This window comes from Lactobacillus sp. A27 (assembly GCF_016742815.1).
Classification (GTDB): domain Bacteria; phylum Bacillota; class Bacilli; order Lactobacillales; family Lactobacillaceae; genus Lactobacillus; species Lactobacillus gallinarum.
The window spans coordinates 77,692-92,098 of the sequence record NZ_JAEHNT010000037.1 but is presented as its reverse complement, the minus strand read 5'-3'; the positions used below and the strand labels follow the sequence as shown (position 1 = coordinate 92,098).

Genomic DNA, 14,407 nt, shown 5'->3' with positions numbered 1-14,407 from the left:
GAAAAAACAGGTAAAATAGAGGCTGACTTTTGACTAGAAAGGATTATTTATGGCTAGAATAATTAGAGTTGGCGGCTCTAGCAGCGCTACTAGTTGGCATGATGCATTAAATGATTTGCGTGCCGATGATGTATTGATGTTGGGACCCGGATATTATTATTTGCCTAGAGGTCGAGAATTAACCGATATTACAATTAAAGGAACTGGTAGTTTAGCTGAGGATACAACTATTTATGGTAACATCAGCGTTTCGGAAGATAGTCGTTATGTCACATTAGAAAATCTCTGCGTGAATACGACAACAGATAATAATAGTATTTTTGTACCAATAGAAACTAACGGTTATGTTACTTTAAGAAACTGTTGTGTTAAGGGGTATGGTACAGATACGGCAGCTATTGCCATTAATGGTAAAGTGACTCTTGAACTTTATTCAACTAAGATAACTGGTGGATCTGTTTCTATGTACGAAAATGCAGATTTTCGTTTAGAGATGAATGATTCACAAATTGATTATCCATCTGAAAATTATTGTGCTCTAGCTCTTGAAGGGCACGGAACGGCAATTATTAATAATTCTAATATTCGCGGCAGTATCAATACCTTTTTGAAAACAAATGCGGAATTGGATCTCAATAACTCTGAGGTCGATTATGTGTTATTGCACGGCCAAACTTGGATGAATATGCTTAATAGTACTCTTACTGCTAAGGATGATTCATGCCTTTATCTAAGTGATGATTGTTGGAGCAACATCGTTAATAGCAAATTTAACGGTGGGATTTATATCGATAAAAAGACGCATACTATTATCCAAAATTCAACTATTGATCGCATGATCGTAGTTGATGAGGCTAAGGTGACAATGAATAATTCCATTGTGATGGAGCATGCTGATTTTCAAGATAAGAGCAGTTGTGAGGCTACGCGGGTAACCTTTATCGGAAATATGAATTATGAATATTTTTTAGCCTTAAGTGGACATGCTCAATTGAATGGTCATGATTTAATTCTTCATCCTAACCAGGCGGATTTGGCAGTGCAGGACGAAGCTAAATTAAAGACCAACGTCTTAGCTGCGCAAACTGATACATTGAATGTGGAATATAATAAGCGTCCAAACGTTTATATTTTAGGGATGCACTGGACCGCTAAGAAAAAATAATCAGGCAAAATTAACTTAGTGTATGAAATGCAATCTAGACCAATTTAGCATATAATAATAATTGGTATTAAACTTTGGGGGTGTAGTTATGGAAGAACCAATGTACATCAAGATCCACAACCAGATTAAACGCGATATTGAAAACCACGTTTATAAAGTAGGGGACCGAATTCCAGCAGAACGTCAGCTATCAGTGCGCTTTGGCGTTTCACGGATGACTTTGCGCCAAGCAATTAAAACATTGGAAGAAGAAGGAATTCTTGAACGCCGACTAGGTAGCGGGACTTATGTTGCCAGTCAAAAAGTGCAAGAAAAAATGTCTGGTATCATGTCGTTTACTGAAATTACCAAAGCTAATGGCCAAGTACCTTCAAGTAAATTAATTTCCTATCAAGTAGGGAATCCATCTTTATCTGAAAAAGAACGCTTAGCTCTTAAGCAGGATGAAAATGTATTGCGCATGGAAAGAATTCGTTATGCAGATGATATTCCGATTTGTTATGAAGTAGTTACGGTGCCATATTATTTGGTTAAAGACTTTTCTAAAGAAGATATTTCTAGCCATTTGTATGAAACCTTGGAAAAGCGTAGCGGTTTTGAAATTGGCAAAGTAACGGAACACATTTCTGCGGCTATTGCTAATGAACAAGATGCGCGTTTATTGAAGGCCAAGAAGGGCGAACCTTTAATCACTAGACGACAGGTAACTGAACTGGCATCTGGACAACCATTTGAATATACACGTGCTCGTTACGTGGCTGAACGATTTGAATTTACTTTTTCTAAGTAGAATTAAAAGGACAAAATAAAAACTCCAATTTCACTCAAAAACTTGAGTGGAACTGGAGCTTTTTTTATTTTAGATCTTCTTTGATTTTAGTGGTTGAAATCCCTGGTGTTCTTGGCAAGTAAACAACCTTACAATAAGGCTTTAAGAAGTCAAACTTGCCTTCCCAATCGCTGCCCATTACAAAAGTATCGACATTGTACTTTTTAATATCGTCGATTTTTTGATCCCAATCTTTTTCAGGGATAACCTCATCAACGTAGCGAATAGCTTCCAAAATATATTTGCGTTCGGGATAAGTATTGTAAGCTTCCTTGTGCTTTTTGAATTCATTAAATTCATCAGTAGAAAGTCCTACAATTAAATAATCGCCTAATTCTTTAGCTCTTTTAAGCAGACGAACATGACCATAGTGAAGCAGGTCAAACGTGCCATAAGTAATTACCTTTTTCATTTTTTCTCCTTTTAACAAGACAATCTTATCATGTTTGAAGAAAAGATAAAACTTGAATATCATACGCGTACTTGCTTATTCCAATGGTAAAATAGATACTAGATGAAAAGACGCGTGAGGTGTGTGGAAATGGATAAAGTTAATATTTTAGGCGTTAATTTTGATAATAAAACTTTTAATCAATTTCAAAATGAATTTATTAGTCGACTGAATGATCACTTATCTACTTTTGTAGTAACTGCTAATCCTGAAATCGTAATGGCAGCTAACGAAAACCCAGAATTCATGAAAATTTTAAAAAATGATACAGATTATATCACTGCGGATGGTATAGGTATTGTTAAGGCGGCTAAGATGATTAAGCAGCCACTACCTGAAAGAGTGACGGGTTATGACTTGTTCACTTGGTTAATGAGTGTGGCTAACGACCGCGGCAGTCGCGTCTACCTGATTGGTGCTAAGCCGGCAGTAATTCATGTTGTGCAAGCTAAGGTAGCTAAAGAATACCCTAATATTAACTTAGTCGGCGCAGAAGATGGCTACTTTAAGGGAGACTTAGATTTAGTGGCTCGTAGAATTCAAAAAACTCAACCGGATATGGTCTTCGCAGCGCTAGGTTTTCCTAAGCAAGAAAAACTACTAGCTATTTTACGTAGAAATGAAACTCCAGCCTTAATGATGGGCGTAGGTGGCAGTTTTGACGTTTTCTCTGGCATGGTCAAAAGAGCACCGGAAATTTTTCAAAAGACGCATCTAGAATGGTTCTATCGTTTGATTACTAATCCATCTCGTTTTAAGCGAATGATGGTATTGCCTAAATTTGTTGTACGCGTTAAGCAATCGAAGAGAGGAAAATAATTAATTGATGAAGGTTTTGCATGTAAATGCTGGTCTTGAAAATGGTGGCGGTTTATCACATATTGTTAATTTATTAACTGAAGCCAAAAATGAAGGTAAAGATTTTGAATTATTGACTTTAGCTGAAGGTCCTGTAGCTCAGGCGGCTCGTGCAAAGGGGATTACTACCCATGTGCTTGGTGCTAATAGTCGTTATGATTTGGCTAGTTTACGTAAGTTAACCCAATTTATTAACAATGGACATTATGACATTGTGCATACGCATGGGGCTAGAGCCAACCTTTTTCTTTCTCTAATTTATAAAAAAATCAAAGCAACTTGGTGCATTACTGTGCATTCAGATCCATACTTGGATTTTGAGGAGCGTGGCATTTTAGGAAAAATTTTCACCAAGCTTAATTTGCGTGCGCTAAGAAAAGCTGATTGTGTTTTTGCAGTCACTAATCGTTTTGCACAGCTGCTCATTAATAAAGTCCAAGTGGATAAAAGTAAGGTACATGTAATTTATAATGGTATCTTTTTCCACAGCGATAGTGAGATTCCCGCTAAATATGAGCATACTTATTTCAATATTATTAATGTTGCCCGTACTGAAAAGGTTAAGGGCCAAGAATTGCTTTTAAAAGCTGTTAAAAAACTGGACGACCAACATATTCGTTTGCATATTGCAGGAGATGGTAGTCAGCTTGAGGCTTTAAAGGCTTTGACCAGACAATTAGACATGGCACCGCAAGTAACCTTTCACGGTTTTATGACTCATCATCAACTTAGCGGCTTATATAAGCGAATTGATTTGGCAGTTCTTACTTCATATTCAGAGAGTTTTCCACTTGTGCTTTTAGAAGCCACAGATAATTTAATCCCAATTTTGTCCACAGATGTTGGGGATATTCACAAGATGATTCCTGGGCCAGAATACGGCTTCATTGCTAAAACCGGTGATATTGATTCGATTGCAAAGGCAATTGGCGAAGCGGTAGATAAGTCAAACAAAGAATTGCGTCAAATTGCCAATAATGAGAAACGTTATGCGGAAGAACACTTTTCTGTAAGAAATCAATTAGAGACAATTCAAAAAGTTTACGACACATTGTCAAAAAACGTCTAAGAAAATCAAGTTCAAAAATAGCAATGTGATAGTATTGGCTGTATAATAATGAAAAATGAAATTTTAATTACAGAAAGGGAAACAATGTTTTACCCAGAATTAGACAAAGACGATTCACTCGCTTTGCATACTGATTTATACGAAATTAATATGATGTATACCTACTTCAAGAAAGGGATTGCCGATCGCAATGCTGTTTTTGAAGCTTTTTATAGAACTGAGCCATTCGGTAACGGTTATGCTGTTTATGCTGGTTTGGAACACATCATTGATTATTTAAAGAATTTAAAGTTTAAAGAAAGCGACCTGCAATATCTGAAAGAGCAGGAAGGCTATGATGATGACTTTATTGATTACTTGCGCAATTTAAAGCTCAAGCTCACCATCCGTTCAATGAAGGAAGGGGAATTGGTATTTGCGAACGAACCAATCCTTCAAGTTGAAGGTCCTCTTGCTCAATGTCAATTAGTTGAAACTGCTATTTTGAACATCATCAACTTCCAAACTTTGCTTGCTACCAAGGCTGCAAGAATTAGATTGGCAGTTAAAGATGATAGTTTGATGGAATTCGGTTCACGTCGTGCCCAAGAAACTGACGCAGCTATCTGGGGTGCACGTGCCGCTTACATTGGTGGTTTTGACTCAACCAGTAACGTTCGTGCCGGTAAATTATTCGGTATTCCAATCACCGGTACTCATGCTCACGCTTTAGTTGAAGCATTCGGCAGTGAATACGAAGCCTTCAAGGCATACGCTGAAACCCACAAGGATTGTGTCTTCTTGGTAGATACTTACGACACTGTTAGAAGTGGTGTGCCTAACGCAATCAAGGTTGCTAACGAAATGGGCGACAAGATCAACTTCTTAGGTGTTCGTATCGACTCCGGCGACATGGCCTACATTTCTAAGCAAGTTCGTAAGGAATTGGACGATGCCGGTTATCCTAATGCTAAGATTTTTGCCTCAAACGATTTGGACGAAAACACCATCACTAACTTGAAGATGCAAGGTGCCAAGATCGATGTTTGGGGTATCGGTACTAAGTTCATTACCGCTTATGACCAACCAGCCCTTGGTGCAGTTTACAAGTTAGTTGCCATGGAAGACGAAATGCACGCAATGCGTGACACCTTGAAGATTTCTTCTAACGCAATCAAGGTATCTACTCCAGGCAAGAAGCAAGTATGGCGTATCAGTGCTAACACTGCTAAGAAAAATGAAGGTGATTGGGTATCTCGCTATGACGAAGACCCACGTAAGTTTGACGCATTGTTCATGTTCCACCCTCAATATACTTACATCAACAAGGTGGTTACTGATTACACTGCTATTCCGCTTTTACACGACATCTTTAAGGAAGGTAAGCTTGTTTACAATCAACCTAGCCTTGATGAAATTAAAAAGTTTGTTGCTGATAATTTGGATGGCTTATGGGATGAATACAAGCGTAGCTTGAACCCACAAGAATATCCAGTTGATTTATCACAAAACTTGTATGAGAGTAAGATGGATCTTATTCAAGATATTCGTCGTAAGATTAGAGAAAGAAGCATTGGTCGATGAGAGAGTTACAAAAAGAAATTATTGCCTATGAACATGTTTTACCTGAAATTGATCCTAAAAAAGAAATCAGACGTTCAATTGATTTTTTAAAGGATTATTTAAAGGCTAATCCATTTTTGAAGTCATATGTGTTGGGCATTTCTGGTGGTCAAGATTCTACTTTAACTGGTAAGCTTTGCCAAATGGCAATTGAAGAAATGCGTGAAGAAACTGGTGATGATTCTTACCAATTTATCGCTGTACGTTTGCCATACGGCGTTCAAGCTGATGCTAGTGATGCTGCAGATGCTGTAGCTTTTCAAAAGCCTGATCAAGATTTAATTGTTAACATCAAGGAACCAGTAGATGCTATGGTGAAAGTAGTTGAAGCTAGTGGCCAAAAGATTACTGACTTTAACAAGGGTAATATCAAGGCTCGTCAAAGAATGGTTGTGCAATATGCCATTGCCGGTGCTAACAAGGGTGCCGTAGTTGGTACTGATCATGCTGCTGAAAACTTTAGTGGTTTTTACACTAAATTTGGTGATGGTGCCGCTGACTTAACTCCACTGTTCCGCTTAGACAAGCGCCAAGGCAAGATGCTTTTGAAGGAGTTAGGTTGCCCTGCTCATCTTTATGAAAAGGCTCCTACAGCTGACCTTGAAGAAGAAAAGCCAGATTTGCCAGATGAAGTTGCTTTGGGTGTAACTTACAAGGAAATCGATGACTACCTTGAAGGCAAGGAAGTTAGCGATAAAGCAGCTGATCAAATCGAAAAGTTATGGAAGAAGAGTGAACACAAGCGTCATTTGCCAGTTACTGTTTTTGATGATTTTTACAAGAAATAATCATTCACTAAAACTTGTTAAAGATTCAAAACCTTCTTATAATGAACTTGATCATAAGGGAGTAACGGCAATTTGCTTGCGGTAAATCCAACAGCCGAAGTAATCACTTCTGGATTTACCTTAATTTGTGAGACTTATGTGCTACAAGCATGTAAGTCTCTTTTTTATTATGAGAAAGGATGAAATAAAATGGCTCGAAAATATTACACAGAGACAATTCCCGATGTCGTTGATAATTTGAATACCGCCATCGACACTGGCTTGTCTAGTGAAGAAGCCAAAAAGAGATTAACAAAGTATGGTCCGAATTCTCTTGCTTCTAAAAAGAAGAAGAGCATGTTCATGCGCTTTGTTGATCAATTTAAAGATTTTATGATCATTGTTTTGATCATTGCTGCAATTCTTAGTGGGGTAGTTGCCCATGAATGGACAGACGCCGCAATTATCATGATCGTGGTTATTCTGAACGCTGTTTTAGGGGTGATTCAAGAGGCACGTTCTGAAGCTGCGATCGACGCATTAAAGCAGATGGCAACGCCGAGTGCGCATGTGCGGCGAGATAATGCTATTGTACAAATTCCAAGTACAGAACTTGTACCAGGCGATATTGTCTTGCTTGAAGCTGGAGATGTTGTTCCAGCTGATCTGCGGTTAATTAGAGCACATAGCTTAAAAATTGAAGAAGCTGCTTTAACCGGTGAATCGGTTCCTGTTGATAAAAGCGATGAAACTCTTCAAGGTGATGACATTGCCTTGGCTGATCGAATTAACATGGCTTATTCTAGTACCAATGTTACTTATGGTCGCGGTGAAGGGATTGTCGTTGGAACAGGGATGAATACCGAAGTTGGTAAGATCGCCACGATGCTTAACAATGCCGATGAAACCGACACTCCTTTGAAGGGAAACTTGAACCATTTAGGCAAGATCTTGACGATCATGATTTTGGCTATTTGTGTGATTGTGTTTGTTGTCGGGATGTTTACCAAGCAAGGCACGGAGCCAATGAATGCTTTGCTGATTGATATGTTCTTAGTTGCTGTTTCACTTGCCGTAGCTGCTATTCCAGAAGGACTTCCAGCAATTGTTACGATTATTTTGGCTTTAGGTACGCAAACAATGGCCAAACACAAGGCTATCGTCAGAAAATTGCCAGCTGTTGAAACTTTAGGTGCTACTGACATTATTTGTTCAGATAAGACTGGTACTTTGACCCAAAACCGGATGACCGTCGAAAAGATTTTTTATCGCGGCAGTTTGCATGATGATAATGATGAAATCGAGGAGGACAATCCGGCCTTATTATCAATGGTCTTGGCCAATGACACAAAGATTGAAAATGGTGGGGACTTGCTAGGTGATCCTACCGAAACGGCTTTGATTCAATATGCTTTTGATCAAAACATTAATGTTCATGACTTGCTTGAAGAACACAAGAGAGTGCAAGAAGTACCATTTGATTCAGAACGTAAGTTAATGAGTACCGTTAATAAGTATGGCGATAAGTTCTTTGTTGCCGTTAAGGGTGCTCCTGATGAATTACTTAAGCGCGTAACTTCGGTCAAAATTAATGGTGAAATTTCACCAATTACTGCAGAGCAAAAACAAGATATTTTACAAACTAACAAAGATATGGCTAAAAAAGCCTTGCGTGTCTTGGGCCTAGCTTACAAGATAGTTGATCAGACTTACGATGATCCAAGTACTGATAACGTGGAACAGGATTTAATTTTTGCAGGACTTGTTGGCATGATTGATCCAGAACGGCCTGAAGCAAAAGCTGCCGTAGCCGAAGCTCACAGCGCTGGTATTAGAACCGTTATGATTACTGGTGACCACCAAGTAACGGCTCAAGCGATTGCGGAAAGATTGGGGATCTTAGAGCCAGGACATGACGAACGTGTTTTGACTGGTGCACAGCTTGATCAATTAAGCGATGATTACTTTACTAAGCATGTTGGTGACTATAACGTTTATGCTCGTGTGTCGCCAGAGCATAAAGTAAGAATTGTGAAGGCATGGCAGGCAAATGATAAGATCGTTGCCATGACTGGTGACGGTGTTAACGACGCTCCAAGTTTAAAGCAAGCTGATATCGGGATCGGTATGGGAATTACCGGTACTGAAGTGTCTAAAGGTGCTGCCGATATGGTCTTAGCCGATGATAACTTTGCGACAATTGTTGAAGCAGTTAAGCAAGGACGCAAAGTCTTTAGCAATATTCAAAAGGCGATTCTTTACTTAATGAGTTGTAACGTCGGTGAAGTGTTAACCGTCTTTATGATGACGATGCTAGGCTGGGATATCTTAGCTCCAGTGCAGCTTCTTTGGATTAACTTGGTAACTGATACCTTGCCAGCCATCGCCTTAGGTGTGGAGCCAGTTGAAGATGGCATCATGAAGCGTAAGCCTCGTGGTAAAAAGTCTAACTTCTTTAGCGGCGGTGTAGCTAGCTCAATTATTTATCAAGGTATTTTGGAAGGAATCCTAGTGTTAGGTGCTTACCAGTTTGGTCTGCATGTTGGTCCACATATTGATAATCCAGCTTTGCAGCATGGGGATGCTTTAACCATGGCTTTCTTGACTTTAGGCTTGATTCAATTGTTCCATGCAATTAATTCAAAGTACTTACATCAATCTATTTTTAGAAGACATACCTTTTCTAACAAATGGTTCAATGGTGCGATCATCATCTCTGCTTTAGTGATGTCAGCCGTTGAGTTGCCGTTTATGACTAGATTCTTTGATGTCACTGAACTTAATGGTGCACAATGGGCAGTCGTATTAATAGCTGGACTTTGCATGATTTTGATCGTGGAAATCATTAAATTCTTTGAAAGAAGAGCCGGCAAAAGATAAAGTTTAGCAAAATAAACGAAAAAAGCTTGAGTAAACTCAGGCTTTTTTTGTATGCTTAAATCAGATTATTTTGAGGAAGTTATCAGATGAAAAGTTTTTTATTCCGCCTATATTTAGCATTGATGAAATTTAGAGCGCATTTTACGACGATGGAAAATAATAATATCGTTATCTTAAATGGCTCAGGTCGGTCAGGTTCAAATGGCTATGCCTTTTATAAATGGCTATTGCTTAATCATCTCGAATATAACGTCAGCTTGATTGAACCATGGCCATCATCTCACTTGAAATGGGAAGCCTGGCAAAAGATCGGTGCGGCGCGTTACGTCATTACAACGCACCAACCATTTAAAGTACGCAAGCATCAAATTAACGTTCAGCTTTGGCACGGTGTTCCACTTAAGCGGATGGGGATCATGGCAAACAATACTCGCTATCGTGATAATAAGCGTAATGAAAAATTGTGGCATAAGAATGCAGATATCGTCGCTTCAAGTTCAGATTTGTATGAGACACTCATGAGCGCCTGTATGGCGATCGAAACTGAAAAGTACCATAAGTTAGGCTTTCCTCGTCTAGATCTACTAGATAAGCCTGTTATTAGCAAAGAGCAATTGTTAAAAGATTTGTTTAACACTACTGATTCAGAAGCACAGATCGGGATTTACATGCCTACGTTTAGGTATGAGTTAGAAGATAAGACGATTATGGATAAAATCAAAGAAGGTAACTTTTTTGCATTTGAAGACTTCGATGGGGAAAAATTAAACGCCGAATTAGCTAAGCGACACCAATACTTAATTGTGAAATTGCATCCCTACGAAATGCGCTTATTCGCTAACTTCAAGAGTAATTATTCCAACATTGCCTTTTTAAACAATGATTACTTATTTGACCACAATTATGATTTGTATGAACTCTTGGGCGATACCGATTTCTTGATGACCGATTTTTCATCGATTTATTTCGATTATCTGCATCTTAATAAACCGATTGTCTTTGTCACTAACTTCTTACAGCAATATAAAAAGACGCGTGGACTTCTGCTTAGTCCGTATGATGAAATTACACCGGGTATTTGCGTTAATTCAGAAGCGGAATTAATCAATAATTTGGATCATCTTGATAATCAACAAATTGTCAATCGGCGTCTTTACTGGCTGCATTTAACTAGTGAGGCTAAGGGTGATTCATACTGTCAAAATGTCTTTGAATATATGACTCAAGAATATCGAGGTTAAGGTATTGCGTAAAACATTTTTAAATATCTTATATAATGCGGTTTATCAGATCTTTATCGTTTTAGTACCGCTGATTACAGTACCCTATCTTTCAAGGGTATTAGGACCAAAAACTTACGGAATCTACAGTAGTGTTAATAACACAGTCCAATTTTTGATGATCTTTTGTATTTTGTCAGTTTCTTATGTGGGGATGCGGACGATTTCAAAAACACGGACGTATGGTACACCTGAAGATTTAACTAAAGCATTTTGGGGATTATGGTATTTCCAGGGGATTGCTGGGATTATTACTATTGCTTTTACTGTTTTTATTACTACAGTATTCCATATTCAATATTGGTTTTATCTATTATTAATGGTGCCATATTTGATTTCTGCACAAGTGGATATCTCATGGTTCTTCCAAGGGTTAGCCGACTTCGGCCGAGTTGTTTTGAAAAATACTTGTGTAAAACTAGTCAGCGTTGTATTGATCTTATTATGGGTAAAATCACCAGCAGACTTGTGGAAGTATTTGTTAATCATGTCGGTTTCGACTATGCTTGGGTCCTTTGTCTTTTGGTTTGACATTCACCGTTATGTAGGCAAGCCAGTCGCTCATTTTTATAAGTTCAAAAAGACGGCAATTGCGATTGGTACGCTAATGATTCCGCAGATTGCGACCCAAATTTATACATCGTTAGATAAACCAATTTTGGGGCTTTTTTCAAGTTCAACCCAGGTTTCTTTTTATGATAATTCGCAAAGAATCTCAAACATGATCTTAGGCGTAATCACTAGTATTTCGCTTGTTATCATGCCGAAGATGGCCAGTGAAGGAAAAGAAGCACAAAAGGTAGTGATGAAGAAGTCCCTAGAAGCCACGGTAATGTTGGGGACATTATTTGCAGTAATCATTATGGCTAATACTAAACAATTCGTGCCATTCTTTTTCGGAAATCAATATATTCCAATGACACCGTTGATGTTTTGGTTTACCTTAACCATTATCATGATTCCAACCGGTGGGGTTTTTGCTAATCAGTTTGCTCTGGCTAATAGTCGGGACCGTGATTATGCTTTTCCGGTCGTAATTGGAGCGATTTTAGAAATTGTTTTAAGTTACGTGCTAGACCGTCCATATGGTGCGATGGGAGCAATGATCGCCATTTTAATTACTGAATTTGTTGTGTTAATACTTAGACTGTGGGTAGTACGCGATGGCTATCGATTTACATATGTCTTTCATGATGTGCCTAAATATATTGCAATTGCTTTGATTACCTTAGCTGCAGGGATGCTGATGCCTAACTTTGTTTCATCTGCATTTTTCAATATGGCAGTTAAATCAATTATCATGCTCGTAATTTATTTGGGCTTGATGTTCCTGTTTAAGTTGGACTTTAACAAAGATATTGTTAAACTGCTCAAGAATTTCTTTAAACGAGGTTAAAAATGATACCAAAAATAATTCATTATGTTTGGGTAGGTCATAATCCTAAGTCAAAAATAATTAAAGAATGTATTGCGACCTGGAAGAAAAATTTGCCTGCTTATCAATTCATTGAATGGAATGAAGATAATTTTGACATGCATGAAAATAAATATATTGAGCAGGCCTATCAGGCTAAAAAATGGGCCTTTGTTTCTGACTATATTCGTGCACGGGCAATTTATGAGCAGGGTGGTATTTATTTGGATACCGATGTGCGCGTAATTGATGATCTAACTACTTTGTTAAAAGATCAGGCTTTTATTGGCTTTGAGAACAAAGATTATCTCTCAGCCGCAATTTTTGGTGCGGAGAAAAAGCATCCCTTCATGCAAGATATTTTAGATTATTATCAAGATCGCAGTTTTGAATTCGATTCTCATAATCAAATGGCAGGAGTCAACAGCATTTCGGTTACTGACATCTTGATAGATAAATATGGCCTAAAAATTGGTAATAAAGAACAAATGCTTAAAGAGGGCATTCATGTTTATCCAGACGGCGTATTGTGCAATCCTTCCAAAGATTCCAAGTCTATCCATCTTTTTACAGGGACTTGGATGAACGGCAAGCATTCTTTTAAGCATAAGATCGTAACGGATTTAAAACGTCATATCAATACTCCAAAACAGGCTGGGCGATATGCTAAATGGATTCGGTAGAATTACAAAATTTAATAGAGCAAATTTCTCTGCAATGTTTTAATAGACCATTTTTGCATCAGGTAAAAATCAATCGCCGAATGACGACAACAGGTGGACGTTACCACCTTGATGATCATCATATTGAAATTAATGCGCATTTTTTAGCGCCACAATATCATGAATATTTGGTAGGCATTATTAAGCATGAATTGTGTCACTATCACTTGCATTTATTGCATCGTGGTTATCATCATCGCGATCGTGATTTTAAAATTTTGCTCCAAAAAGTAGGTGGCAGTCGCTATGCACCCGATATAGGCTTGCGTCGGCGTAAAAAATTTAATTATATTTATGTCTGTGAAAATTGCGGCTTGCATTATCCGCGTATGCGCCGAATTAATACTAGAAGGTATAGATGCGGTAAATGCAAGAGGCAGCTGCGTTTAGAGCAAAATTTTAAAGTTTCTAATAAATAAATTTAAATTATTTTCAATTTTCCCTTGCACATCTCTTAGATTTAGTCTATTATAGTTGATGTGCCGCGGGCGTGGCGGAATGGCAGACGCGCAAGACTAAGGATCTTGTGATCGCTTTAGATCGTGGAAGTTCGAGTCTTCTCGCCCGCACCAGTTAAGAAGTCGCAGTGAGCGACTTCTTTTTTTTACACAAAAATAGGTTATACTTTACTTAATGAATTAAAGGAAATAAGTATTATGGCAAAAAAGCGTAAGTCAAGGATACCTAAAAGCGTAAAGACCGTTGTACGTGTGTTTATCATTTTGTTTATTTTGTTAGTGGCATATGTAGGTTTTCATTACTACAGAAGATATGCAATTCAATCTGAACAAATTAGACAAGCACAACTGCAGCGTGAACAAGAAGCCGCAAAATTATTACGGCAAAAGAAAGCATTTATTAAAAAGATTGGGCCGATTGCCCGTGAAGTAGATAAATCATACGATTTATTACCAAGTATTACTGTTGCCCAAGCTTGTCTTGAAAGTAATTACGGGCAAAGCGATTTATCACAAAAATATAATAATTTATTTGGAGTGAAGGGAACTAATCCTAATACTTCTGCGGTGATGACAACTAAGGAATATGTTAAGGGCAAGTGGATCACTGTTAAGGCACGCTTTCAAATTTATGATTCATATGAGGCATCGATTAGAGCCCATGCGCGTCTATTCCAAAATGGAACGACTTGGAATCATCAACAATATAAGCATGTCTTAGCTTCTAAAGACTATAAGACTCAGGCGAAGGCTTTGGTTACTGATGGCTACGCTACCGATCCTGATTATGCGGATAAATTGATTAATTTGATTGAACAATTTGATTTGGAAAAATATGATAAGTAAAAGTAAAGCAGCAAAATGAATGCTGCTTTTTTTGGTATAATATTCGAGTTGCATTAGTAAATTTAT

Annotated in this window: 13 protein-coding genes and 1 tRNA gene; 13 read left to right on the top strand and 1 reads right to left on the bottom strand. The window is 38.0% G+C overall.

Features of this window, described 5'->3' with window-relative positions; genetic code table 11:
* Window positions 1-49 precede the first annotated feature (49 nt).
* Both JEM49_RS06265 and JEM49_RS06260 read left to right on the top strand, forming a co-directional pair.
* Window positions 50-1,165 carry a hypothetical protein gene (locus tag JEM49_RS06265; protein ID WP_025006042.1) on the top strand — a complete coding sequence of 372 codons (1,116 nt, stop codon included), beginning with the start codon at window positions 50-52 and terminating at the stop codon, window positions 1,163-1,165.
* 88 nt (window positions 1,166-1,253) lie between these two features.
* Window positions 1,254-1,955 (top strand): GntR family transcriptional regulator, encoded by a 702-nt coding sequence (locus JEM49_RS06260; RefSeq protein ID WP_201874162.1) that lies wholly within the window; start codon window positions 1,254-1,256, stop codon window positions 1,953-1,955.
* Between the two features lie 64 nt (window positions 1,956-2,019).
* On the opposite strand, the gene tagD is transcribed toward JEM49_RS06260, so the two are convergent.
* Entirely contained in the window at window positions 2,020-2,406 is a 387-nt protein-coding gene (tagD, locus tag JEM49_RS06255) for a glycerol-3-phosphate cytidylyltransferase (protein WP_025005397.1), read from the bottom strand.
* 129 nt (window positions 2,407-2,535) lie between these two features.
* Here tagD and JEM49_RS06250 point away from each other — a divergent pair, with 129 nt between their 5' ends.
* From JEM49_RS06250 to JEM49_RS06200, 11 genes are all read left to right on the top strand, one after another.
* Window positions 2,536-3,264 (top strand): WecB/TagA/CpsF family glycosyltransferase, encoded by a 729-nt coding sequence (locus JEM49_RS06250; RefSeq protein WP_201874160.1) that lies wholly within the window; start codon window positions 2,536-2,538, stop codon window positions 3,262-3,264.
* 7 nt (window positions 3,265-3,271) lie between these two features.
* Window positions 3,272-4,372, top strand: coding sequence for a glycosyltransferase family 4 protein (locus JEM49_RS06245; protein ID WP_025005399.1), 1,101 nt, complete (start codon window positions 3,272-3,274; stop codon window positions 4,370-4,372).
* 84 nt (window positions 4,373-4,456) lie between these two features.
* Window positions 4,457-5,935 (top strand): nicotinate phosphoribosyltransferase, encoded by a 1,479-nt coding sequence (locus tag JEM49_RS06240; protein ID WP_025005400.1) that lies wholly within the window; start codon window positions 4,457-4,459, stop codon window positions 5,933-5,935.
* Entirely contained in the window at window positions 5,932-6,762 is an 831-nt protein-coding gene (gene nadE, locus JEM49_RS06235) for an ammonia-dependent NAD(+) synthetase (RefSeq protein WP_087175884.1), read from the top strand. The genes JEM49_RS06240 and nadE overlap by 4 nt, the downstream gene beginning before the upstream one ends.
* 189 nt (window positions 6,763-6,951) lie before the next feature.
* Window positions 6,952-9,621, top strand: coding sequence for a calcium-translocating P-type ATPase, PMCA-type (locus JEM49_RS06230; protein ID WP_201874158.1), 2,670 nt, complete (start codon window positions 6,952-6,954; stop codon window positions 9,619-9,621).
* A gap of 86 nt (window positions 9,622-9,707) precedes the next feature.
* Window positions 9,708-10,862 carry a CDP-glycerol glycerophosphotransferase family protein gene (locus tag JEM49_RS06225; RefSeq protein ID WP_201874151.1) on the top strand — a complete coding sequence of 385 codons (1,155 nt, stop codon included), beginning with the start codon at window positions 9,708-9,710 and terminating at the stop codon, window positions 10,860-10,862.
* A 4-nt stretch (window positions 10,863-10,866) separates the two neighbouring features.
* The gene (locus JEM49_RS06220) at window positions 10,867-12,297 is read left to right on the top strand and encodes an oligosaccharide flippase family protein (RefSeq protein ID WP_201874149.1); all 1,431 of its coding nucleotides are present in this window, start codon (window positions 10,867-10,869) and stop codon (window positions 12,295-12,297) included.
* A 2-nt stretch (window positions 12,298-12,299) separates the two neighbouring features.
* Window positions 12,300-12,998: a glycosyltransferase family 32 protein gene (locus JEM49_RS06215; RefSeq protein ID WP_087175888.1), complete on the top strand. Its 699-nt coding sequence runs from the start codon at window positions 12,300-12,302 to the stop codon at window positions 12,996-12,998.
* Window positions 12,986-13,456 (top strand): SprT family protein, encoded by a 471-nt coding sequence (locus JEM49_RS06210; RefSeq protein ID WP_025005406.1) that lies wholly within the window; start codon window positions 12,986-12,988, stop codon window positions 13,454-13,456. The genes JEM49_RS06215 and JEM49_RS06210 overlap by 13 nt, the downstream gene beginning before the upstream one ends.
* 65 nt (window positions 13,457-13,521) lie before the next feature.
* Window positions 13,522-13,609 (top strand) — tRNA-Leu (locus tag JEM49_RS06205).
* Between the two features lie 84 nt (window positions 13,610-13,693).
* Window positions 13,694-14,341 carry a glycoside hydrolase family 73 protein gene (locus JEM49_RS06200; protein ID WP_025005407.1) on the top strand — a complete coding sequence of 216 codons (648 nt, stop codon included), beginning with the start codon at window positions 13,694-13,696 and terminating at the stop codon, window positions 14,339-14,341.
* The last annotated feature ends 66 nt before the right edge of the window (window positions 14,342-14,407 follow it).